24 protein-coding genes and 2 pseudogenes are annotated in these 20,881 nt (G+C 69.9%); 17 read left to right on the forward strand and 9 right to left on the reverse strand.

All coding sequences use genetic code 11. The annotated features are described in order from the left end of the window. Positions 1-112 precede the first annotated feature (112 nt). The 4 genes from I5I_RS11315 (at position 113) to I5I_RS11330 (ending at position 4,301) form a co-directional block, all read left to right on the forward strand. Entirely contained in the window at positions 113-1,204 is a 1,092-nt protein-coding gene (locus tag I5I_RS11315) for an ABC transporter permease (RefSeq protein ID WP_036319533.1), read from the forward strand. Between the two features lie 14 nt (positions 1,205-1,218). Beyond that, the gene (locus I5I_RS11320) at positions 1,219-2,223 is read left to right on the forward strand and encodes an ABC transporter permease (protein WP_036319534.1); all 1,005 of its coding nucleotides are present in this window, start codon (positions 1,219-1,221) and stop codon (positions 2,221-2,223) included. Then, positions 2,223-3,884, forward strand: coding sequence for a dipeptide ABC transporter ATP-binding protein (locus tag I5I_RS11325; RefSeq protein ID WP_036319535.1), 1,662 nt, complete (start codon positions 2,223-2,225; stop codon positions 3,882-3,884). Before I5I_RS11320 ends, I5I_RS11325 begins: the two co-directional genes overlap by 1 nt. A gap of 69 nt (positions 3,885-3,953) precedes the next feature. Next, positions 3,954-4,301 carry a VOC family protein gene (locus I5I_RS11330; RefSeq protein ID WP_051039593.1) on the forward strand — a complete coding sequence of 116 codons (348 nt, stop codon included), beginning with the start codon at positions 3,954-3,956 and terminating at the stop codon, positions 4,299-4,301. Between the two features lie 52 nt (positions 4,302-4,353). Here I5I_RS11330 and I5I_RS11335 read toward each other — a convergent pair whose 3' ends face one another. Beyond that, positions 4,354-5,523 (reverse strand): hypothetical protein, encoded by a 1,170-nt coding sequence (locus I5I_RS11335; RefSeq protein ID WP_036319537.1) that lies wholly within the window; start codon positions 5,521-5,523, stop codon positions 4,354-4,356. A 25-nt stretch (positions 5,524-5,548) separates the two neighbouring features. After that, a complete protein-coding gene (locus I5I_RS11340) occupies positions 5,549-7,114 on the reverse strand; it encodes an MFS transporter (RefSeq protein ID WP_036319538.1) in 1,566 nt (521 codons plus the stop codon). Between the two features lie 195 nt (positions 7,115-7,309). Between I5I_RS11340 and rpsF the strand changes: the two genes are divergently transcribed. The 4 genes from rpsF (at position 7,310) to rplI (ending at position 8,978) form a co-directional block, all read left to right on the forward strand. After that, positions 7,310-7,648 (forward strand): 30S ribosomal protein S6, encoded by a 339-nt coding sequence (gene rpsF, locus I5I_RS11345; protein ID WP_036282987.1) that lies wholly within the window; start codon positions 7,310-7,312, stop codon positions 7,646-7,648. Positions 7,649-7,653: 5 nt separating this feature from the next. After that, on the forward strand, positions 7,654-8,157 hold the full coding sequence (locus I5I_RS11350) for a single-stranded DNA-binding protein (RefSeq protein WP_036319539.1): 504 nt from the start codon (positions 7,654-7,656) through the stop codon (positions 8,155-8,157). 101 nt (positions 8,158-8,258) lie between these two features. Next, entirely contained in the window at positions 8,259-8,513 is a 255-nt protein-coding gene (gene rpsR / locus I5I_RS11355) for a 30S ribosomal protein S18 (protein WP_005054609.1), read from the forward strand. Between the two features lie 12 nt (positions 8,514-8,525). Next, positions 8,526-8,978, forward strand: coding sequence for a 50S ribosomal protein L9 (rplI, locus tag I5I_RS11360; RefSeq protein ID WP_036319540.1), 453 nt, complete (start codon positions 8,526-8,528; stop codon positions 8,976-8,978). A gap of 165 nt (positions 8,979-9,143) precedes the next feature. On the opposite strand, the gene I5I_RS11365 is transcribed toward rplI, so the two are convergent. Together I5I_RS11365 and I5I_RS17805 are read right to left on the reverse strand one after the other, a co-directional pair. Beyond that, positions 9,144-10,445, reverse strand: coding sequence for a chaplin family protein (locus tag I5I_RS11365; protein ID WP_036319541.1), 1,302 nt, complete (start codon positions 10,443-10,445; stop codon positions 9,144-9,146). 83 nt (positions 10,446-10,528) lie between these two features. Further along, positions 10,529-11,488 (reverse strand): hypothetical protein, encoded by a 960-nt coding sequence (locus tag I5I_RS17805; protein ID WP_036319593.1) that lies wholly within the window; start codon positions 11,486-11,488, stop codon positions 10,529-10,531. Between the two features lie 457 nt (positions 11,489-11,945). On the opposite strand from I5I_RS17805, the pseudogene dnaB reads away from it, so the two are divergent. After that, positions 11,946-13,327, forward strand: a pseudogene (gene dnaB, locus I5I_RS11375) (replicative DNA helicase). A gap of 83 nt (positions 13,328-13,410) precedes the next feature. Here dnaB and I5I_RS11380 read toward each other — a convergent pair. Further along, positions 13,411-13,719: a hypothetical protein gene (locus I5I_RS11380; RefSeq protein ID WP_148285544.1), complete on the reverse strand. Its 309-nt coding sequence runs from the start codon at positions 13,717-13,719 to the stop codon at positions 13,411-13,413. A gap of 239 nt (positions 13,720-13,958) precedes the next feature. Between I5I_RS11380 and I5I_RS11385 the strand changes: the two genes are divergently transcribed. Further along, the gene (locus I5I_RS11385) at positions 13,959-14,636 is read left to right on the forward strand and encodes a DsbA family oxidoreductase (RefSeq protein WP_036319594.1); all 678 of its coding nucleotides are present in this window, start codon (positions 13,959-13,961) and stop codon (positions 14,634-14,636) included. A 149-nt stretch (positions 14,637-14,785) separates the two neighbouring features. Beyond that, entirely contained in the window at positions 14,786-15,466 is a 681-nt protein-coding gene (locus I5I_RS11390; RefSeq protein ID WP_036319543.1) for an SDR family NAD(P)-dependent oxidoreductase, read from the forward strand. Positions 15,467-15,474: 8 nt separating this feature from the next. Here the strand turns inward: I5I_RS11390 and I5I_RS11395 are convergent, their stop codons facing one another. Then, positions 15,475-15,903 (reverse strand): winged helix-turn-helix transcriptional regulator, encoded by a 429-nt coding sequence (locus I5I_RS11395; protein WP_016463881.1) that lies wholly within the window; start codon positions 15,901-15,903, stop codon positions 15,475-15,477. Between the two features lie 113 nt (positions 15,904-16,016). Here I5I_RS11395 and I5I_RS16480 point away from each other — a divergent pair. The 3 genes and pseudogenes from I5I_RS16480 to I5I_RS17870 form a co-directional block, all read left to right on the forward strand. Continuing rightward, a pseudogene (locus I5I_RS16480) lies at positions 16,017-16,499 on the forward strand (NAD(P)-dependent oxidoreductase); the annotation flags it as partial. Between the two features lie 47 nt (positions 16,500-16,546). Next, positions 16,547-16,744, forward strand: coding sequence for a DoxX family protein (locus I5I_RS17865; protein WP_306305738.1), 198 nt, complete (start codon positions 16,547-16,549; stop codon positions 16,742-16,744). A gap of 50 nt (positions 16,745-16,794) precedes the next feature. Beyond that, positions 16,795-16,917, forward strand: a complete 123-nt coding sequence (locus I5I_RS17870) for a hypothetical protein (protein WP_306305739.1) — start codon at positions 16,795-16,797, stop codon at positions 16,915-16,917. A gap of 35 nt (positions 16,918-16,952) precedes the next feature. Here the strand turns inward: I5I_RS17870 and I5I_RS11410 are convergent, their stop codons facing one another. Continuing rightward, entirely contained in the window at positions 16,953-17,354 is a 402-nt protein-coding gene (locus I5I_RS11410) for a DoxX family protein (RefSeq protein ID WP_036319544.1), read from the reverse strand. A 70-nt stretch (positions 17,355-17,424) separates the two neighbouring features. Between I5I_RS11410 and I5I_RS11415 the strand changes: the two genes are divergently transcribed. From I5I_RS11415 to I5I_RS11425, 3 genes are read left to right on the forward strand one after another with little or no spacing between them, the layout of a single operon-like run. Further along, positions 17,425-17,958, forward strand: a complete 534-nt coding sequence (locus I5I_RS11415) for a putative immunity protein (protein ID WP_036319545.1) — start codon at positions 17,425-17,427, stop codon at positions 17,956-17,958. 33 nt (positions 17,959-17,991) lie between these two features. Beyond that, positions 17,992-18,504: a VOC family protein gene (locus tag I5I_RS11420; RefSeq protein WP_036319546.1), complete on the forward strand. Its 513-nt coding sequence runs from the start codon at positions 17,992-17,994 to the stop codon at positions 18,502-18,504. Beyond that, positions 18,497-19,288, forward strand: a complete 792-nt coding sequence (locus I5I_RS11425; RefSeq protein WP_083868011.1) for a MerR family transcriptional regulator — start codon at positions 18,497-18,499, stop codon at positions 19,286-19,288. Before I5I_RS11420 ends, I5I_RS11425 begins: the two co-directional genes overlap by 8 nt. Before the next feature lie 24 nt (positions 19,289-19,312). Here I5I_RS11425 and I5I_RS11430 read toward each other — a convergent pair whose 3' ends face one another. Together I5I_RS11430 and I5I_RS11435 are read right to left on the reverse strand one after the other, a co-directional pair. Further along, the gene (locus tag I5I_RS11430; RefSeq protein WP_036319548.1) at positions 19,313-19,777 is read right to left on the reverse strand and encodes a DUF6326 family protein; all 465 of its coding nucleotides are present in this window, start codon (positions 19,775-19,777) and stop codon (positions 19,313-19,315) included. A gap of 50 nt (positions 19,778-19,827) precedes the next feature. Continuing rightward, positions 19,828-20,850, reverse strand: coding sequence for an NAD(P)-dependent alcohol dehydrogenase (locus I5I_RS11435; RefSeq protein ID WP_239640101.1), 1,023 nt, complete (start codon positions 20,848-20,850; stop codon positions 19,828-19,830). Between the last annotated feature and the right edge of the window lie 31 nt (positions 20,851-20,881).

Consider the following 20,881-nt stretch of genomic DNA (forward strand, 5'->3'; position numbering starts at 1 on the left):
GGGCGCTTCGACGCGTCGCTGCGCTCCTCGCTCAACGACCGGGGGATCTCACTCCCGGTCGTTGAGCGAGCGCAGCGCGTCGCACCGCCGATCATCCGTAGAGTAGGCATCCATGACCAGCACCGTCGCGGCATCCTCCGTCGCCGAGCCGCCTCCCGCGCTGGAGGTCCGCAAGACCGGATCGGGTTCGGCGCTCGGCAGGTACATCCTCATCCGGTTCCTGCTGATCTTCCCGACCGTGCTGATCCTCGTGACGCTGGTCTTCTTCCTCATCCGCCTCACCGGCGACCCGATCACCGCCGCTCTCGGCGGGCGGCTGCCGGCCGATCAGCTGGCCGAGCGCATCCACGAGGCCGGCTACGACCGGCCGATCATCGTGCAGTACATCGAGTACCTCGGCCGCATCTTCACCTTCGACTTCGGCACGACCATCACCGACAATCAGCCGGTGGTGCAGGTCATCGCCACCTACGGCACCGCGACCCTCGAGCTGGTGCTGTACTCGCTCGTGGTCGCCTTCATCGTCGGCATCCCGCTCGGCCTCGTCGCCGCGGCGCTGCGCGACCGCTGGCCCGACGCGGTGCTGCGCGTGAGCGCGATCCTCTTCTACGCGACGCCGGTGTTCTTCGCGGGCTTGGTCGCCAAGCTCGTCTTCGGGGTCTGGCTCGGCTGGCTGCCGATCTCGGGGCGCGCGAGCGTGCGCACCGAGCTGGCGATCGGCCGTAACGGCGGCACCGGCATCTACCTCATCGATGCCATCGCCTCCGGAAACCCGGCCTACGTGCAGGACGTGCTGCTGCACGCGGTGCTGCCCGCGCTCACGCTGGGACTGCTGACTGCCGGCATCTTCCTGCGACTGGTGCGCACGAACGTCATCGGCACCTTCAACATGCCCTACATCGACGCGGCCCGCTCGCGCGGCGTGCGCGAGGGGCGTCTGGTGCGCACGCACGCGTACAAGCCCGCCCTCATCCCGATCATCACGGTCATCGGCCTGCAGATCGCGCTCATGCTCGGCGGCGCGGTGCTCACCGAGACGACCTTCGAGTGGAAGGGTCTCGGCTTCCAGCTGGCCGCGTATCTGGGTTCGCGCGATTTCGTCGCCGTGCAGGGGATCGTCGCGATGATCGCCATCATCGTCGCGGTGACGAACTTCGCCGTCGACATCATCGCCGCGCTCATCGACCCGCGGGTCCGGTACTGAGGAGGGATGCGAACATGACGAAGTCTCGCCTCATCGACCGGATGCCGGTCGTCCACCAGCTGCGCCAGAGCGTCGGCCTGCAGCGCGGCATGCTCGTCGCGGGCCTCGTGCTGACCGGCATCTTCGTGTTCTGCGCGATCTTCGCGCCGCTCATCGCCCCCTACGGCTACGCGCAGCTGGACGGGCCCGACGGCAACTTCGGCGCGCAGCAGCCGCCCAGCGCAGCGCATCTGCTGGGCACGACGGTCGGCGGCTACGACGTGCTCTCCCGAGTGATCTGGGGTGCGCAGACCGCGCTGTACGTCGTGATCGTCGCGATCGCGCTGTCGGTGTTCATCGGCATTCTGCTGGGTCTGGTCTCGGGCTATCTCGGCGGGTGGGTCGACCGCACGCTCGTGGTCGTCGCCGATGCGATCTACGCGTTCCCGACGCTGCTGCTGGCGATCGTGGTGGCCATCGCGATCAGCGGGGGCCAGTCCGGACTGTGGCCGGGAATCCTGGCGGCGGCGGCATCCATCACCGTCGTCTTCATTCCGCAGTACTTCCGCGTCGTCCGCGCCGAGGTCGTGCGCATCAAGGGTGAGGCGTTCGTCGAGTCGGCGAAGGTGATCGGCGCGTCGACGCCGCGCATCATGTTCCGTCACGTGCTGCGCAACTCCACGCGCACGTTGCCGCTGATCGTGACCCTCAACGCGTCGGAGGCCATCTCGACCCTCGCCGCGCTGGGCTTCCTCGGCTTCGGCATCCAACCCACGGCCGCGGCCGAATGGGGTTACGACCTCAACAAGTCCATCAGTGACGTCGCCGCGGGCATCTGGTGGACCGCGATCCCGCCGGGCATCGCGATCGTGCTGACGGTGCTGGGCATCACCCTCATCGGCGAGAGCCTCAACGACCTCGCCGACCCGCGCCTGCGCGCGCGGCGACGGGCGGGCTCGGCGAAGACGGCACCGACTCCGGCGGATGCCGTCGCGGCGAGCGAGCCGGCCTCGCGCGAGTTCATGGGAGAGGTGGAGTGATGGCGGCGACGTCTTCCGACGCACGGGCGGTCGACATCCGCGACCTGGATGTCACCTTCGCCACCGACGGCGGCGACGTGCACGCGGTGCGAGGGGTGAGCCTCGATGTGCGCCCGGGCGAGGTGCTGGCGATCGTCGGCGAGTCGGGAAGCGGCAAGACCGTCACGGCGCGCAGCATTCTGGGCCTGCTGCCCGAGACCGCCCTCACCCAGGGCGCGGTCGTGCTCGACGGCACGGATGTCATCGGCCTCGACCGCGAGGCGATGCGCCGGGTGCGGGGCACGAAGGCCGCGATGATCTTCCAGGAGCCCTCGACGGCCCTCAATCCCGTCTTCACCGTGGGGTGGCAGTTGGCCGAGGGCCTGCGCGCCCACGGCAGGTACACCAAGAAGCAGGCGCGTGCGCGGGCGATCGAGATGCTCGGTCGCGTCGGCATCCCCGAGCCCGAGCGGCGCGTCGACGACTACCCGCACCAGTTCTCCGGCGGGCAGAAGCAGCGCATCGTCATCGCCACGGCGCTGGCGCTCGATCCGACCGTGATCATCGCCGACGAGCCGACCACGGCGCTCGATGTCACGGTGCAGGCCGAGATCCTCGACCTGCTGCGGCGCCTCCGCGACGAAGACGGAACGGCGATCGTGCTGATCACGCACAACATGGGCGTCGTGGCCGACCTCGCCGACCGGGTGGCGGTCATGCTGAACGGCGAGGTCGTCGAGACCGCGCCCGCCTCGGAGCTGTTCGCCGCGCCTCGCGACGACTACACGAGGCGCCTGCTCGCCGCCGTGCCGCGGCTGGAGATCATCGACCGCCAGCTGCCGGCGGGCGCCGCCGAGGCGGTGCCGGTCGTCGCGGCATCCGACCTGGTCATCGAGTACGCCGGGCGCCTGCGTCGTGCCGGATTCCGCGCCGTCGACCGGGTCAGCTTCTCGATCGCGCCCGGCGAGGTCGTGGGCCTGGTCGGCGAGAGCGGTTCGGGAAAGACCACGATCGGCCGCGCGATCGCCGGGCTCACGCCGGTGACCGGCGGCTCGCTGCGGGTGCTCGGCGTCGAGATGAACGGGGTCAAGGAGCGTACGTTCCGGCCCCACCGCAAGGACCTCGGGTTCGTGTTCCAGGATCCGGCGACGAGTTTCAACCCGCTGCTGACGATCGCCCAGAACGTCGCCGAGCCGTTGATCGTGCACGGCGGGGCTCGGGATGCCGCTGATGCCCGCGACCGCGTCGACGAGCTGCTCGAGGCCGTGCAGCTGCCGAAGGCGTTCGGCGACCGCTTCCCGCACGAGCTGTCGGGCGGGCAGCGCCAGCGGGCCTCGCTGGCCCGCGGTCTCGCGCTCGATCCGAAGCTGCTCATCGCCGACGAGCCCACCAGCGCGCTCGACGTGTCGGTGCAGGCGCGCGTGCTCGAGCTGTTCGGCGAGCTGCAGGAGCGGTTCGGCTTCGCGACCCTCTTCATCACGCACGACCTCGCGGTCGTCGACATGCTGGCTCACCGGGTCGTCGTGCTGCACAAGGGCACCATCGCCGAGACCGGTCCGACCGCGCGCGTGCTCGGCGACCCGCAGGACGACTACACCCGCACGCTCATCGCCTCGCTGCCGGTGCCCGATCCCGCTGAGCAGGCCGCGCGCCGCGAGGCCTGGCGCGCCGCCCGCGGCTGAACCCGCGGCATCCGCGGCCGCGGCCCCGCGTGGCGTGCGTAACTCCGCCTGGATGGCGTCGGCGCGGGCGTGCGGCGCTGGCGTGCGCGGTTCAGGCGGAGTTGTGCACGCGGGGCGCTCGACGCCCCGCACGTCGACGCGACCCTCGACGGCGGCGTCGCTCTGGCGTGGGACACGGTGGAGACGATCCGCAGTTTCGACCCCGACTACCAGCCGGCGTCCGGCGGACACCGCATCGCGCTCGCGTTCGTCAAGGACAGTCCGGCAGAGGTGGATGCCGCGTATGCCGCCCTCGTCGCCGCGGGCCACGAGGGTCACGTTCCGCCGTTCGACGCGTTCTGGGGTCAGCGCTACGCGACGGTGCTCGACCCCGACGGCAACGCCGTCGACCTGTTCGCGCCGCTGCCGGCAGCCTGAGCCGGCCGTCGCGCGGCCGCCGGCGCGCACCGTTTCACGTGCAACGGCGGTCTCAGTTCGACAGGTTCTCGATGATCGAGGCGAACACGCCCAGCGGGCCGAACAGCATCAGCAGCAGCGCCGCGCCGATCACGATGATCGCGGCCCATGGCACGCGCCGCCGCAGTCGTCTGCCCTCCGGCGCGACGCCGGGAGGTGGACCCAGGGATGCCGCGGGCGCCGCGAACGGCAGTGCCGCCGATCCCGCCGCGTCACGCGCGGGGAGGGCCGCGCCGGTCGCCGGTGCGGCGAGGCGCTCGTCGCGCCAGCGCTCCCACTGGGCGAGCTTGTCGAGCAGGGCCGCCACCACGGAGAACAGCCAGGCCCAGGTGGCCGGGTCGAGCGTCGACGCCTCGCGCGGCGTGTAGAGGAAGAGCCAATCGTCGACGATCTCGATGTCGAGGGCGGCGGCGTGGTCGACGAACCGCGCCATGATGTCGGGCGTGAAGAGGTAGAGCGCGTCGGCCTCGTAGCCGGACGGGCAGTAGAGCGTGAAGGTGCGGTCGAAGTCGCCCTCCAGACTCAGCCGCTGCGACCCGTCGAGCGCGGCCGGCAGGTTGGAGCCGAATAGGCTGTTGTTGCCGACGGCATCCAGCACGATGTTGGGCAGCGGGGTCGACAGCTTGACGGCGACGTAGCCCCACCGATGCGTCGACTCGTTCTTGCCCGAGCCCGTGCGGTACACATAGTTGCCGAACTCGACGAAGCGCGGCCTCTCGCCGCGGACCACGTCGCTCGCGATGCGCCCGTGTCCGATGCCGAACACCATTCCCGGCAGCGGTGGGTTCGACACCGACGGGTACCAGGTCATCGCGTTGGCCCGCGCGAAGCGGTCGAGGCGCCACCACCGCTCCCCCGTGCGGGCGCCGAACATGCGCACCAGCGCGGTCGCGAGCACCGCGACCACACCGACGGCCACGAGGATCGGCGCGATCATGAAGGGCGAGAACCCGCCCCCGGATGCCGTCATCATGCCGCCCACGACACCGATCACCGTCGACCCGAAGACGAAGAGCACGGCCACGACGGCGAGCACGGCGAAGACGGCCCGCGACGCGATGTTCGACGCCGGTGCCCGTCCACTCGCGCGCAGGTCGCGCACGTAGGCGCGCACGGTCGCCCGGTCGGCGGGCTCGATGAGCGGTCGCGCGTCGAAGGCCGAGGATGCCGCGGGCGTGCTCATATCGCCACGCTACCCGGGCGAGCTTTCAGGGCGCCGTCAGCGCGTCCTCGTCGCGATAACGGCCTCGCAACTCTTTCTCGACGGCGACCCCCGGAAGGCCCACGGTCACCACGATCAGTCCCAGCACGAGCGCGACGGCGCCGACGAGGTACGCCGCCCAGGCGCCGTCGACGAAGCTCAACCGCGCCGCCTCGAGGATCTGCGCCGCGTAGGCGGGGTTGTTGGCGGCCACGTGGGCGGCCGACGCGTACGACGCCTGCAGGGCCCGGGTGATGTCGTCGGAGAGCGATGCGGCTTCGGGAGAGGCGGCGATGAGCCCGGCGAACACGTGCGAGAACCCGCCGGCGAGCACGGCACCGAGCAGCGCCTGCATCACGGCGCCGCCGAGGTCGGTCTGCAGGTCGCTGGTCGCCGAGGCCATGCCCGCGCGGCGCACCGGGGTGCTGCTGGTCAGGGAGCGGGATGCCGCGGTCATCACGAACGACGCACCCCCGCCGACCAGGGCGAACGCGAGCGCGATGATCACCGGCGGTGTGGTCTCGTTCCACGCGAGCATCGTGCCGAAGGCGGCGATGAGCACGACGTAGCCGACGATCATCGCCATCCGCGTGCCGCGTTCGACGAGGACCGCCGCCAGCGGGGCGCACACGAGCAGCGCGATCGCCGCCGGGATGAGCGCGATGCCCGCCTGCAGGGCGTCGTAGCCGAGGATGTTCTGCAGGTACTGCTGACCGACGAACATCGCTCCGACGAGCGCGCCGAAGGCGAGCGTGCCCGCGACGGCCGGCACCCAGAACAGCCGTCGCCGTGCGATCGACAGATCGTAGAGGGGCGCGGCGACCCGCAGCTGGCGCGCCGCGAAGGCGGCGATCAGCACCGCCGCCGCGACGAGCAGGCCCACCCCCGCACCCGTCTCCCCCGGGGCGAAGACGACGCCGAGACCGAGCACCAGTGCGGCCACGGCGACGACCGACAGGATGCCGCCGAGATGATCGACCGGCTCGTCGGACTCCGCCACGCCCCGCGGAATCGACCGTGCGGCGATGAGCAGCGCCACGACGGCGACGGGTACGGGCAGCAGCAGGGCGATGCGCCAGCCGAACGCGACGACGAGCGCCCCCGAGATCACCGAGCCGGCGACCGTCGCCACCGCCCCGGTGGCCGTCCACAGGGCGATTGCGCGCACGCGTGCCGGGCCCTCCGCCCAGAGGGCGGTGATCAGGGCGAGCGTCGTCGGAAACGCGCAGCCCGCAGCGATGCCGGTGAGCACGCGCGCGCCCATGAGGAACTCGATCGTCGGGGCGAGGCTTGCCGCGGTGCCGGCGATCAGCAGACCGATCAGTCCGGTGCACAGCAGGCGCACCCGGCCGTAGCGGTCGCCGAGGGCGCCGGCGTACAGCACGGTCATCGCGAGCCCCAGCCCCGTGCCGAGAGCGACGAGGTTGAGCGTCGTCTGCGGGGCGTCGAAGGTGCCGGCGATGTCGGGCAGGGCGACGCTGGCGCCGCCGGTGGTCAGATTGCAGACCGCGGCCGCCATCAGCAGAGCGGTCAGCACCGCGCCCGTGCGCGCGGGAACGTGCGTGCCCGGCATCCACCGTCCTTCCGTCGCCCCCGTCGTCCACGAGCGTAGCGGTCGTCGGGTAGACTGTTGTGGTTGCCCGTCTGCGTTCCGTCGCGGAACAGAGTTCGGGCACGTGCATCAACCCTCCTGATGCCGGGAAATGCCCGGCATCCGTTCTAGTCCGAAGGAGGTGGGTTAGTGACGCACTCACACCAGTACGAGCTCATGGTCATCCTCGACCCCGAGATCGACGAGCGTCAGGTCGCCCCCAAGCTCGACGGGTTCCTCAAGGTGATCACCGCAGACGGTGGCTCCATCGAGAACGTCGACGTCTGGGGCAAGCGTCGCCTGGCGTACGAGATCCAGAAGAAGAACGAGGGCATCTACGCCGTCGTCAACTTCACCGCCACGAGCGAGGCCACGCAGGAGCTCGACCGTCAGCTCAAGCTGAACGAGCAGATCATGCGTACCAAGGTCCTGCGTGCCGAGGAGGCGATCGCTCAGGTCGCCGCCGAGAAGGAGCGCGCCGAGGCCAAGGCCGCCCGCAAGGCAGCGAAGGCGTAAGGACGATGGCCGGCGAGACCGTCATCACCGTCGTGGGAAACCTCACGGCAGACCCCGAGCTGCGCTACACGCAGAACGGCCTGCCCGTCGCGAACTTCACCATCGCGTCGACGCCGCGCAACTTCGACCGTCAGGCCAACGAGTGGAAGGACGGCGAAGCGCTGTTCCTCCGTGCGTCGGTGTGGCGCGAGTTCGCCGAGCACGTCGCCGGTTCGCTGACGAAGGGTTCCCGTGTCATCGCGACCGGTCGGTTGAAGCAGCGTTCCTACCAGGACCGCGAGGGCAACAACCGGACCGCGATCGAGCTGGAGGTCGACGAGATCGGCCCCTCGCTGCGGTATGCCACGGCTCAGGTCACGCGTGCCGCCTCCGGCGGAGGCAACTACGGGGGCGGCCAGCAGTCGCGCCCGCAGCAGGTGCAGCAGGAAGAGCCGTGGGCGACCCCGGGCTCTGCCGCACCCGACGCCTGGAGCGCACCCGGCGCCTACGGCGACGACACTCCTTTCTGATCGTCGCCGCCGGGGGTTGAGCGAGGCCCGCAGGGCCGAGTCGAAACCCTCACGCAGAAAATCTTGGATGCCTCGGCATCCGCTCACATCTAAGGAAAACAATGGCTGGAAAGGCTACCGGCGATCGCCGTAAGCCGCGGAAGGGCGCGAAGAACGCCGCTCCCGCGAAGGCGATCCGCGTCGGCGTCATCGACTACAAGGACGTCGCAACGCTTCGCAAGTTCATCTCGGAGCGCGGCAAGATCCGCGCCCGTCGTATCACCGGTGTCTCGGTGCAGGAGCAGCGTCTGATCGCCAAGGCGATCAAGAACGCCCGCGAAATGGCGCTCCTGCCTTACGCCGGCGCTGGCCGCTAAGGAGCACCCATCATGGCAAAGCTGATTCTCACGAACGAGGTTGCCGGGCTCGGAAGCGCCGGCGACGTCATCGAGGTCAAGAACGGGTACGCCCGCAACTACCTCATCCCTCAGGGCTTCGCTGTGGCGTGGACCCGCGGTGGCGAGAAGCAGGTGGCGTCGATCCGCGCCGCCCGTGACGCCCGTGCGATCCACGACCACGAAGAGGCCGTCGCGCTCAAGGACACCCTCGAGTCGAACAAGGTCAAGCTGTCGGTCAAGGCCGGCAAGGAAGGCCGCCTCTTCGGGTCGGTCAAGACCGCCGACGTGGCCGACGCGGTCAAGGCAGCGGGTTTCGGTGACCTCGACAAGCGCAAGATCCACATCACCGCGCCCATCAAGGCCGTCGGTGAGCACGAGGCGACCGTGCGTCTGCGCGACGACCTCACCGCTGTGATCACCCTCCAGGTGGTCGCCGCCAAGTAAGACCCGCCGGGTTTCCCGGTCGTTGAGCGAGGCGCGCAGCGCCTCGTCGAAACGCCGCACGGATGCCGTGACCTCCCCCAAGGTGAGGTCACGGCATCCGTCGTTTACGCCCTGACGGTGCGGGGGCCGGCGCCAGGCACGGTCGCCGGCCCCCGCCGCCGGGGGTCATTCGGTGCGGCTGCGGCGGCGTGCGGTGAGCATCACCCCCAGCGCGAGGGCGAGCAGCCCGCCGACCAGCGGCAGCATGTCGAGCACGCCGCCGGTGACGGCGAGCGTCTTCACCGGACCGCTGGCGGCGACCATTCCGGTGATCGGCGTGCCGCCGGTGGTCGGCGTCGTACCGGGGTTGCCCGGGTTGCCGCCGGGGTTTCCGGGGTTGCCCGGGTTGCCGGGGTTTCCGGGGGTGCCGGTGGTCGGCCCCGTCGTGGTGGCGTCGCCGACGACCGCGACGGCGTTGCCGCCGAGCGTGATCGGCGCGGTGATCGGCAGGCCCAGCTGCGTGCCCCCGAGGATGCCGTCCAGGCCGCTCGTGGTGGAGCCGCCGGTCGTGGTGCCGGAGGTGGCGGCCGGGGCCGTGGTGGTGGCCTTGGTGGTCTCGGCGTCGCCGAGCACCGAGATGGCGTTGCCGCCGGCGGTGATCGGTGCGGTGATCGGGGCGAGCACCTGGGTGCCGCCGAGGATGCCGTCCGTGCCGTCGGTGGTGGCGCCGCCCGTCGATCCGTTGCCGGTGCCGGTGGGGGCCGTGGTGGCCTTGGTGCTGTCGGCGTCGCCGAGGACCGAGATGGCGTTGCCGCCCGCGGTGATCGGTGCGGTGATCGGGGCGAGCACCTGGGTGCCGCCGAGGATGCCGTCAGTGCCGTCGGTGGTGGCGCCTGCCGTCGATCCGTTGCCGGTGCCGGTGGGGGCCGTGGTGGTGGCCTTGGTGCTGTCGGCGTCGCCGAGCACCGAGATGGCGTTGCCGCCCACGGTCACCGGTGCGGCGACGTTCACGACGCCCTGGGTGCCGCCCAGGATGCTGTCGGAGCCGCTCGTGGTGGGTGCGGGAGCCTCCGGTGCCGCCGGCGCCGCTGCGGGTGCCTCAGCGGGCTGCGAGGTCGCGGCATCCGTGCTCTCGGCGTCACCGAGGACGGAGACGGCGTTGCCGCCGAGCGTCACCGGCAGGACGACATCGATGAGGGCCTGGGTGCCCGAGCCGGCGCCGTCGGAACCGCTCGTCGACGCGTCACCGCTGCCGACCGAGATCGACGGGGTCGAGGTCTGCGCGTCGGTGCTGGTGGCGTCGCCGAGCACCGAGATGCCGTTGCCGGCGACCGTGACGGGCACCGCGACGGAGATGAGCCCCTGGGTGCCCGACAGCAGACCGTCGTCACCCGTTGTCTCGGCCGCCTGGGCGACCGTTGCGCCGAAGAGCGTGATGCCTCCGGCCAGGAGCGTGCCCCACAGGGCGCGCTTGAGGTTGGTGTTCATGATGATTTCTCTCCTGAGAGTGTTGGGGGGTATGCGCGCACAGCGCGCGGGATCGTGCCGCTCGGAAGGCGGCCGAACCCCCGTCAGTCAGGGGAGACGTCGGTGGCGAACACCGGCGCGGGGAGGGCAGAGTCGTCCTCCGGTCGGCGTCGCAGCACCCAGGCACGGTGTGCAGCGAACAGACCGAAGGCGAGCACAGCGCCCGCGCCGAACGAGAATCCAGCTCCGCTGGAGAGGAACGAGGTGGCGTCCAGGGTGGGACCGAGAAGCCCCCAGCCGCCGGCCGGAGCGCCGGGCGCTGCCGGGTACGCGACAGCGCCCGCGCCCGGAACGAACGAGGTAACGGCGCTGCCGAGCGAGAGTGCGGCCGCTGTCGTCGTGGTCGCGACGCCATGCATGGTCTGATCCCACGCGGCCGACAGCACGGCCAGAGCGGCCGCGGCGGGGGGAGTTCCCACGGCCGGCGCGGAGGGGTCGGAGGAGGATGCCGGGCCGCCGACAGGGGGGACGACGACGCTCGTGATGGGGGTCACGAGCTCGCCGACGACCGGAAGTGAGCTCACGGCGTCGGTGACGGGGGCCGCGGCATCCACGATGGGCTTCACCGCGCCGGTGACCGGCGCGAGAACGGGTGCGAGGGGGTTGACGATCTCGCCGACCGCCGATCCGACGGGGGCGACGACCTGGCCGACCGGTGCGAGCGGCTCGAGGACGGGGGCGACGGAGTCGACGATGCCGCCCACCGGCGGAGCGACGCTCTCGACGACGGGGGCGACGGTCTCGGCGACGGGAGAGAGGATCTCTGCGACCGGGTCGAGGACGGGCGTGGTGACCTTCGAGAGCGTGCTGGAAACGCCGCTCACGAGGGAGCCGAGGGGGTTGTCCGTGTCGTCGGCGGCGTGGGCCGACGGACCGGAGAAGAGCGAGATGGCGAACCAGGCGAACGCGGCTCCGACGCCGAGCGCGCCCAGCATCGCCCATCGCCGTGTCGACTCGGTGGTCGATCGTCCGCGGCGCAGCGGGGGGACTGCGATTGTTGCCATGTTCACCTCCCACGACGATGTGTCGGGATGCCGGCGCACGCCGACACCCATGGAGTGCCTGGAACAGAGAAGATACGCCGATATATCACTCGTGTCCAGACCCCTGTCGCGAAACTTCCGACGCGCCGGGGCGGACACCTCGACTTGACAAGGGCGCATTCATCCCCATGGTTGTCCCCAACCCTCACCCACAGCGTCAACCTTCAAGCGGTACTTCAACCACATTGCGCATCCACAGGTTGTGAATCTGGAAAACCCAGGTCAAAGTACATTTGTGTCGATGAATCTTGAGGTTGCTCGGCGTGTTTCCACAGGTACTGTGCACAGGGTGTCCGGCGTTTCGCGCAGATCATCCACAGAGTTATCCACAGGCCTGTTTGCGACTGTCGGAACCCGTGCCTAACGTGACGTGTGGTCTCGCGGCGGGACCGGTCATCGAGCGTGTGAAGGGGACTGCATGTCGATCGCGGACATCTCCGAGGATCGCTTCGGTGGACCCCTGGAGAGCCGCGGCCCCGAGCGCACGCCGCCGCACGACCTGCTCGCCGAACAGAGCACGCTGGGCGGCATGCTGCTGTCGAGCGACGCCGTCGCCGATGTGATCGAGGCGCTGCGCGGCACCGACTTCTACGTGCCCAAGCACGAGCTGATCTTCGAGGCGATCCTCTCGCTGTACTCGCACGGCGAGCCCACCGATGTCGTCGCCGTGACCGACGAGCTCATCAAGACCGGCGACCTGCAGCGATCCGGCGGTGCCGACTACCTGCACTCACTGACCTCGATCGTGCCGACGGCGGCCAACGCCGCCTATTACGCGTCGATCGTGCGCGAGCGGGCGCTGCTGCGGCGGCTCGTCGAGGCCGGCACGCGCATCGTGCAGATGGGCTACAACGGTCAGGGCGATGCGCTCGACCTCGTCAACAACGCGCAGGCGGAGATCTACTCGGTCACCGGCGCGGAGCAGGCCGAAGACTACGTGCCGCTACAGATCGCGGTGGATGCCGCGGTGGAGGAGATCGAGGCCGCGCGCGGCCGCGACGGTCAGATGACCGGCATCCCCACCGGCTTCTCGGGTCTCGACCAGCTGACCAACGGTCTGCACCCCGGCCAGATGATCATCATCGCGGCGCGTCCCGCCATGGGTAAGTCGACGCTCGCGCTCGACTTCGCGCGGGCCGCGGCGATCAAGGCGCAGCAGCCGACGATCGTCTTCTCGCTCGAAATGGGTCGCAGCGAAATCGCGATGCGTCTGATGAGCGCTGAGGGCGCCATTCCGCTGCAGAGCATGCGCAAGGGCACGCTCGACTCCCGCGACTGGACGACGATCGCGGCGACTCGTGGTCGCATCAACGACGCGCCGCTCTATATCGACGACAGCCCCACATGACGCTCGTAGAGATTCGCGCGAAGTGCCGCAAGCTCAAGCAGCGCGTTGGTCTGAAGATGGTGGTGATCGACTACCTGCAGCTGATGACGTCGGGCAAGCGCGTCGAGAGCCGTCAGCAGGAGGTCTCGGAGTTCTCGCGTGCGCTGAAGCTTCTGGCGAAGGAGCTGCAGGTGCCGGTGATCGCCCTGTCGCAGCTGAACCGTGGTCCTGAGCAGCGCGCCGACAAGAAGCCCGCCCTGAGCGACCTGCGTGAGTCGGGCTCGATCGAGCAGGATGCCGACATGGTGGTGCTGCTGCACCGCGAGGCCGCCTACGAGAAGGACAGCCCCCGCGCCGGCGAGGCCGACCTGATCGTCGCCAAGCACCGTAACGGCCCCACCGACACCATTACCGTCGCCTTCCAGGGTCACTTCTCGCGCTTCACGGATATGGCGCCGGGCGACTTCGGGTAGGAGTCGCATTCAGGTTCCACGTGAAGACGTCGGGATCCGTCGCCACGTGAACTGCTCCCGAGGGGTAGTTCGAGCCTCGAGGGTCAGCGACCGAGGCTCGCGTTCATGATGCCTACACCCGCGAACCAGATCGCTACTCCCGACGCCGCGCCGACCGCCGCAACCCACCAGCTGATCTTGCGGCGGACGAGGCGGATGATCGTCCACACCGCCGCGGCGAGGAACACGACGGGAGGCACGCCGAGAGCGATCAGCCAGCCCACCGACATGAGGCCGGTGTTGCACCGGTCACCGAAGCACCCGTCCGACATCATGACGAGAAAAAGCGACATGAACGCGAGCACCGCGAAGCCGAGGAAGCCGGCGACCATGAGGATCACCGAGGAGATCACGTCGGCGATGCGAGCACCCGATGTGGGTGGCCTCACGGGTGCCTGAGCGCCCGGAGCCACAGACGAAGGGAAGTCCGGCGGCGGTGTCGACATGCGGGAAGTATCGCATAGCCAGGGACCACCGCCGCAGGAGCGGGCGGCGACTCTGAGCCCTCACGAAACGCACCTCGAAGTGCCTTTTGTAGGCCTCACCTTACTCACTCACAATGTGGTTACGAATCAGAAGTGAGGTAATGATCATGTCGTCCAAGGAGACCAATGCGGCGGCCCCGATCGTCATCGAGATGTGGGCGGATCTCAGCTGCCCGTGGTGCTACGTCGGTAAGCATCGACTGCAGCGAGCCATTGATTCCCGCGCGGATGCCGATCGGTTCCAGGTGAAGCTGCGCTCGTTCGAGCTCAACCCGAACGCGCCGCACACACCGGAGACCATCGAGAGCGCCTTCATCCGCTCGCACGGCGGCAACGCGAACGTCGTCCTTCAAGCCGAGCGTCAGATTCAGGCGCTCTCGCAGCGCGAGGGTCTGCCCTTCTCGCTCGACCGGCTCAACGCCAACACCTTCGACTTCCATCGCGTCGTGCACTACGCCGAGGAGGCGGGCAAGGGCCTCGAGTTCTTCTCCCGAGTGCAAGACCGATTCTTCGCCGGAGAGATCAACCCCTTCGATGCCGAGGTGCTCGCACAGGTCGCCGCAGAGGTGGGGCTGTCGACAGACCGCGTTCGCACGGTGCTGACCAGCGACGAATACGCCGATGCCGTGCGCGCCGACACCCATGAAGGTCAAGCACTCGGCATCCAAGGCGTGCCCTTCACCGTCTTCGACCGCCGCTTCGCCGCGTCGGGCGCCCAGTCCGTCGAGGCATACGGGCAGGTGCTCGACAACCTCGTGACAGACGCCACGGACGGTGTGGCATGAGCACCGACGACACCGCGAAGCCCGTCCTGCTCACCTTCGGCGACCCCGCCGCGGCCGCGTGCGATCCCAACGGTGAAGCGTGCGCCCTGCCCACAGCCACCCGCCCGTAACCCACCGACCCCCACACACTGACGAATCTGAGGAAGACTGTGCCCACCATCGCCATCATCGGAGCCGGCTCCGGCCTGGGACTCGCTATCGCGCGCAGCTTCGGTGCCCAGGGATTCGACGTCGCGCTCATCTCCCGCAACCAGGCGAAGCTCGACAGCCTGGTCGCCCAACTCGCCGCCGACGGCATCACTGCCGCCGGCTTCGCCGCCGACGTGCTCGACCGGCCCACCCTCCGCGCAGCGCTGACCGCCGCAACGGCGCACTTCGGCGGCATCGACGTGCTGGAGTACTCGCCGGCCGACGCGTCGGCAGGTCCCCTGGCTCCCGTCGACATCCGTGAAGCCACCCCGGAGAACGTGCAGCCGCAGATCGAGTACTACCTGTACGGCGCGATGACGGCAGCCGACGTCGTTCTGCCCGAGATGCTCGCGATCGGTGCCGGCACGCTGCTGTTCACCACGGGCGCCGGATCGATGTACCCGGTTGCCCAGTACGGCAACGTCACCGCCGGTGGTGCGGCACTGCGCAACTGGGCGCTCAACCTCGGTCAGGCCCTCGCCGGCAGCGGCGTCCATGTCGCCCATGTCGCCATCGCGCTCATGATCGCCGAGCACGCACCCGCGCCCGGACTCGACTTCCTCCCCGCTGCCGACATCGCCCCCCTGTACTGGGACATGCATCACACTCGCGCGGTGCACGAGCTGGTCGTCAAGAAGTAGAGCGAGCGCTATTGGCCGACGGAAGCGAGAATGGCATGCGCCCCAACGCGGCCGACACCCGTGACCTCGTGATCGCGGCGGTTCGCCGCCACGGTCTCGTGGTGGGCGGCCGCCCAGCCGGCCAGCGCCATGACGGCATCCAGCAGCGACCGCCCCAGATCTGTCAGCTCGTACTCCACCCGCGGCGGCACCTCGGGGTAGGCCGTGCGGGTGAGCAAGCCGTCACGCTCAAGGGCCTTGAGTGTGACGGTCAGCATCCGCTGCGAGATGCCCGGAATGCTCGCCTGCAGATCCGAATAGCGCAATGGTCCGCCGCCGAGTGTGCTCACCACCAGCACTGTCCACTTGTCGCCGATGCGGTCGAGCACCTCGCGGATGAAGTCGCTCTCGGCCGGCCATGCCCGGCACGGACCGCTGATCGTCCTCGCTGACGCCATCTTTCGCCCCCGCCGCTCGTGATTACCGACTGAAAGATATGTTGCCACACCATCAGTGCGTATGCCCCGAAAGGACTCTTCTGTGACCACCGTCCTCGTTCTCGGCGGCAGAGGGCGCCGATGCGGTCGTGAGTGCGCTCAACAACTCACGCGCGAGCGACAACCCCTGGTCTAAGGCGGTGAGCCCGCCGAGCTTCATGACGGATGCCACCCGCGACACCTTCGCGGTCATGAGAGAGAAGGGCATCCGTCGCATCGCCGTCGCCTCCACCATGGGCGCCGGCGACTCCTGGGCTTCGTTCAACCTGCTGTTCAAAGCGTTGATCAAGAGCTCCGGCATTCGCCACGGCTACAACGACCACCACGGCGTCGACGCCGTCGTTCGTGCTTCGGATGCCGAGTGGGTCATGGTCCGCTCCGTCGCACTGTCTGATGCCACACCTCGCGGGCCGGTGCGCGCCGCTCAGATGGAGCAGGCGAAGCCGGGCTTCACCATCAGCCGCGCCGACGTCGCCCGGTTCCTTCTCGACTCCCTGGAGGACGACACCTGGCTGCGCCAGGCGCCGCTGATCTGGAACGCGCGGGCGCCGCGCTGACCACTGTTCCACCCGTCATCACCACACCACAACCGAAGGAATCACTCATGTCGATCGCCTACTGGATCATTGCCGGTCTGCTCGCCCTGGTCTACCTCACCGCCGGGGGTATGAAGGCCTTCCGCTCTCCCGATGCCCTTGTCGCCGGGGGCATCGCCTGGGCGAAGGACGAATCGCTGCCGCTCGTCCGCGTGATCGGTGTCGTCGAGGTGTTGGGAGCGCTCGGTCTGATCCTGCCCCGCTGACAGGCATCGCTCCGATCCTGGCTCCCCTCGCCGCCATCGGGCTCGCGGTCGTGCAGGTCGGCGCCGTGATCTTCCACGTGCGTCGCGGCGAAGCCAGGGTGCTGCCGATGAACCTGGTGCTCCTGCTGCTGGCCGTCGCAGTCGCGATCCTCGGATTCCTCGTCTGGGTCTGACCTCGCATCGCGTCGGCGCGCGCCTCACGCGTGGCTCAGCGTGAACTCCGCAGCGCCCGCCGGATCAACGTGACCTGAAGCGGCAGCCGCGCGAGCGACACGGCGAACGCGGCCCACGCCTTCGGGGTGCGGCGGCGGGCCGCCCGGCGGCCGAGGTCGATGCTCATCTGCATGTTCGCGGGCCAGACGCCGGCCAGCACCACCGCGCTCGCTCGCCCCGCGGCGGCCCGCGTCGAGGGCACGACCAGCCCCACTGCGCACGCCAGCTCTGCGATGCCCGATGCGATCACCAGCGGCCGGTCCCACCGCCGCAGCGCCCGCGGGATGATCGGTGTGAACACACCGGGTCGCACGAGATGGATGACGCCCGACACCGCGAACGGCACCATCACGATCCAGGGAACGGTGGCGGCGGGCTTCTTCGCGCGACGTGGCATCCCGCCATTCTCCCCCGCGCGCCGCCGCCCGGGGCCGCCGCGCGAACAGCTCCGGTGACAGCATGGGCAGATGCTCTCCCCGCAATCCCTGAGCGAGCCCGACCGGCGCCTCGTCGCCGCGTGGGCCGCGGACTGCGCCGAACGCGTGCTCCCTCTGTTCGAACGCGAAGCTCCCGACGACGATCGCCCGCGTGACGCCATCGCGCGTGCCCGCGCCTACGCCCGCGGCGAGCTCGACTCGGCGGGCGAGATCCGCCGCCGGTTCGTCGCGGGCCGCGCCGCCGCCTCGGTCACCTCACCCGCCGCGATCGCGGCGGCCCGGTCGGCGGCGCAGGCCTCGGGCGTCGCGCACATGGGCGCGCACGCCCTGGGCGCCGCCGCCTACGCCGTGAAGGCCGTCAGCACCGCCCGGCCCGACGACGTGGATGCCGAGATCGAGTGGCAAGTCGAGCAGATGACACCGGCGGTCCGCGCCGCCCTCCGTCAGCTTCCACCGGTCGGCGAGGATGCCGCGGGTCCGTTCGTCGCCGGCGGATTGCTGGCCCGCGGCATCCTGGGATCGACCATCCGCACGCTGCAGACACGGATCGCATCCCGGGCTTGACCCTCACGCGACGTCAGGCTCGATCGTGGTCTCATGACCGACCTTCCCGACGCTTTCGACATCAGCCCCGTCCCTGCCCCGGGACCCGACGCCGTCGCCCCGCCTCTGTTTCGCGGCATCTACGGCATGCCCATGTTCGTGACGATTCCGACGGCGGATCTCGCGGCATCCATCGACTTCTGGACCCGCGGCCTCGGGTTCTTCGAGCTGTTCGGCATTCCGGGTCAGATGACGCACCTGCGCCGGTGGGCGTTCCAGGACGTGCTCCTCGTCGCGGGCGCGCCGGACGACACCGCCCCGGCCGCGAGCGTGAGCTTCGCCTGCGTGCTCGACCAGATCGATCAGATCGCCGATGCCCTGCGCGCCCTCGGCATTGACGCCCACCCGCGCGACACGATGTGGAACACCCGCGACATCGAGGTCATCACCCCCGAGAACACCCGCGTGATCTTCACGGCGGGCAAGGTGTTCGACCCCGACAGCGTCGAGGGCCGCACCCTCCGCGCGGTCGGCATCGGCACCGACGACAATGAGTCCCATGTCTGATGACGGCCTGCCGGTGGGCGAGACGGCCGCGCGCCTCGGCCTGACCGTGCGGACCCTCCACCACTGGGACGAGATCGGCCTCGCGAGCCCCGCCGCACGATCGCGCGCCGGCTACCGGCTGTACACGGATGCCGACCTCGAACGCCTCCGGCGCATCGTCGTGTACCGCGAGCTCGGGCTCGACCTCGACGCGATCCGGGCCATCCTCGATGAGCCGGGGGGCGATGTCGCCGACCAGCTGCGGGTGCAGCGCGCGCAGCTCGCCCAGCGCATCGCCCAGCTGAACGACCTCGATGACGACCTCGCGCGCATGATCGAGGCGCAGGAGCGCGGCATCCTGCTCTCCGACGACGAGCAGCGCGAGATCTTCGGCGCCGACTGGAACACCGACTGGCCCGCGCAGGCACGCGACGCTTACGGGCAGTCGACGCAGTGGCAGCAGTACGCCGAGCGTGCGGCGTCGCGCTCGGCCGGCGACTGGGCGGCGGTGACCGAGGCGATGACCGCGTTCGAGCTCGAGATGGGCGCCGCGGTCGACGGCGGAGCGACACCCGGAGATGCCGTGGCGAACGGCCTCGTCGAGCGACACCGCACCCTGCTCTCGCAGTTCTTCCCGGTCACCCGGCAGATGCAGGTGTGCCTCGGGCGGATGTACGTCGCCGACCCGCGCTTCTCCGCGCACTACGACGCGGTGCGGCCGGGGATGGCGGCGTGGCTGAGCCGGGCGATCGACGAGAGCGCGCGCGCCGCCGGCGTCGACCCCGACACCGCCACGTGGGAGTGAGGGACGTGCCTGCGGCATCCGGCGTCACCTCTCCGCGCCGAGCTCACCCGGCTCGCGGCGAGGGGCCGAGACCCACGCGCGCCGCACGATGAACCCCAGCAGTGCGAGTTCGACCCCGATCGACAGTACGTAGAACGGCAGCCACTCGGGGGTCGATCCGGCGATGTTGAACACCGAGTACGGCACATAAAGCGAGGCCACGACGACGTTCACGATGCGGTTCGCCCGCGGTGGCAGGGTCACCGACAGCACGATCATCACCGCCGGGATCATGACCGAGGCGAGCATCGCCGTCAGCAGGGGCGGGCTCACTTCGAACCGCCACACCATCCCCTCGAGGATGCCGGCGACCACATGCGGCTTGTAGAAGTTGAAGACGTCGACGTAGACGTACAGGAACATGAAGCTCGCCCACGCGGCGGCGAGCTTCACCGGGACGGGAACTGGTGCGATCTCGAGCGGGGTGCGGATCTTGAGCGTGGTCGACATGGTCTCTCCTTGTGTGTGGTGGTGCGGTGCGTGGGTGAGCTGGTGCCGCGTCACGGGGTGACGACGACCTTGCCGCGGGTGTGCCCGGTCGCGACCTGCCGGAGGGCATCGGCGGCATCCGCGAGGGCATAGCGGCGATCGACCAACGGCGTGATCTCGCCGCTCGCGAGCATCTCGGCGAGCACGAGCAGGTCGCCGCGCCGACCGAGAGAGGTGAACGGTCGCAGCCGTTGGCGCGTGAAGGCGGACAGCAGGCGCGCTCGTACGATCCGGCCGAGCGGTCCGATCCAGGCACCGCCGCGGCCGCTGTTCGGAATGAGGGTGCCGCGCGAAGTGAGGATGCGGCGCATCGCGGCGAGGGGCTGCGCTTCTACGCTGTCGAGGATCACGTCGAAGCGCGTGCTCCCGCGAGTCACGTCGGTCGTCTCGTAGTCGATGACGTGATCGGCGCCCAGCTGACGGACGAACTCGACGTTGCGTCCGCTGCACACACCGGCCACCTCGCCGCCGAGTGCCTTCGCGATCTGCACCGCGAACGAGCCGACCCCGCCGGAGGCGCCGGTGATCAGCACCGTCTGCCCGGACTGCAGCTGCGCCACGTCGCGCAGGGCCTGCAGCGCCGTCATGCCCGACGTGGGAACCGCGGCCGCGACGTCGACCGGGACACCCGCGGGAATCGGCGCGAGGTGGTCGTCACGTACGGTGGCGAACTCTGCCAGCGCCCCCGCGGTCGTCCAGCCGAAGACGCGGTCCCCCACGCGCACCGAGGTCACATCGGCGCCGACCGCGCGGACCACACCGGCCAGATCCATGCCTGGCGTGCGACGGCGGGGTCTGCGCAGGCCGAACGCCAGCCGCACCAAGCGCGGCCGTCCCGTCATGACGAAGGAGTCTCCGGGGTGCACGGAGGCCGCGCCGACCTCGACGAGAACCTCGCGACGGCCAGCCGTCGGAAGCGCGACCGTCGCCAGCCGCAGCACGTCCGGCGGCCCGTAGCGCTCGTACACGAGGGCGCGCATGCGTTGTGGTGTGGGTGTCGCCGCAGCTGCGTGCGGCAGGGCTGTCGTGGCCACGGGATCTCCTGAGCTCTGGCTTCGTACACTG

The sequence above is a fragment of the Microbacterium sp. B24 genome, from assembly GCF_000333415.1.
Lineage (GTDB): Bacteria > Actinomycetota > Actinomycetes > Actinomycetales > Microbacteriaceae > Microbacterium.

What these genes read in the sequence shown, in the direction of transcription:
- I5I_RS11315 (WP_036319533.1), top strand. Translation starts at nt 113, where the DNA reads ATGACCAGCACCGTCGCGGCATCCTCCGTCGCCGAGCCGCCTCCCGCG.
- I5I_RS11320 (WP_036319534.1), top strand. Translation starts at nt 1,219, where the DNA reads ATGACGAAGTCTCGCCTCATCGACCGGATGCCGGTCGTCCACCAGCTG.
- I5I_RS11325 (WP_036319535.1), top strand. Translation starts at nt 2,223, where the DNA reads ATGGCGGCGACGTCTTCCGACGCACGGGCGGTCGACATCCGCGACCTG.
- I5I_RS11335 (WP_036319537.1), bottom strand. Translation starts at nt 5,523, where the DNA reads ATGAGCACGCCCGCGGCATCCTCGGCCTTCGACGCGCGACCGCTCATC.
- I5I_RS11340 (WP_036319538.1), bottom strand. Translation starts at nt 7,114, where the DNA reads ATGCCGGGCACGCACGTTCCCGCGCGCACGGGCGCGGTGCTGACCGCT.
- rpsF (WP_036282987.1), top strand. Translation starts at nt 7,310, where the DNA reads ATGGTCATCCTCGACCCCGAGATCGACGAGCGTCAGGTCGCCCCCAAG.
- I5I_RS11350 (WP_036319539.1), top strand. Translation starts at nt 7,654, where the DNA reads ATGGCCGGCGAGACCGTCATCACCGTCGTGGGAAACCTCACGGCAGAC.
- rpsR (WP_005054609.1), top strand. Translation starts at nt 8,259, where the DNA reads ATGGCTGGAAAGGCTACCGGCGATCGCCGTAAGCCGCGGAAGGGCGCG.
- rplI (WP_036319540.1), top strand. Translation starts at nt 8,526, where the DNA reads ATGGCAAAGCTGATTCTCACGAACGAGGTTGCCGGGCTCGGAAGCGCC.
- I5I_RS11365 (WP_036319541.1), bottom strand. Translation starts at nt 10,445, where the DNA reads ATGAACACCAACCTCAAGCGCGCCCTGTGGGGCACGCTCCTGGCCGGA.
- I5I_RS17805 (WP_036319593.1), bottom strand. Translation starts at nt 11,488, where the DNA reads ATGGCAACAATCGCAGTCCCCCCGCTGCGCCGCGGACGATCGACCACC.
- I5I_RS11385 (WP_036319594.1), top strand. Translation starts at nt 13,959, where the DNA reads ATGTCGTCCAAGGAGACCAATGCGGCGGCCCCGATCGTCATCGAGATG.
- I5I_RS11395 (WP_016463881.1), bottom strand. Translation starts at nt 15,903, where the DNA reads ATGGCGTCAGCGAGGACGATCAGCGGTCCGTGCCGGGCATGGCCGGCC.
- I5I_RS17865 (WP_306305738.1), top strand. Translation starts at nt 16,547, where the DNA reads ATGTCGATCGCCTACTGGATCATTGCCGGTCTGCTCGCCCTGGTCTAC.
- I5I_RS11410 (WP_036319544.1), bottom strand. Translation starts at nt 17,354, where the DNA reads ATGCCACGTCGCGCGAAGAAGCCCGCCGCCACCGTTCCCTGGATCGTG.
- I5I_RS11415 (WP_036319545.1), top strand. Translation starts at nt 17,425, where the DNA reads ATGCTCTCCCCGCAATCCCTGAGCGAGCCCGACCGGCGCCTCGTCGCC.
- I5I_RS11420 (WP_036319546.1), top strand. Translation starts at nt 17,992, where the DNA reads ATGACCGACCTTCCCGACGCTTTCGACATCAGCCCCGTCCCTGCCCCG.
- I5I_RS11425 (WP_083868011.1), top strand. Translation starts at nt 18,497, where the DNA reads ATGTCTGATGACGGCCTGCCGGTGGGCGAGACGGCCGCGCGCCTCGGC.
- I5I_RS11430 (WP_036319548.1), bottom strand. Translation starts at nt 19,777, where the DNA reads ATGTCGACCACGCTCAAGATCCGCACCCCGCTCGAGATCGCACCAGTT.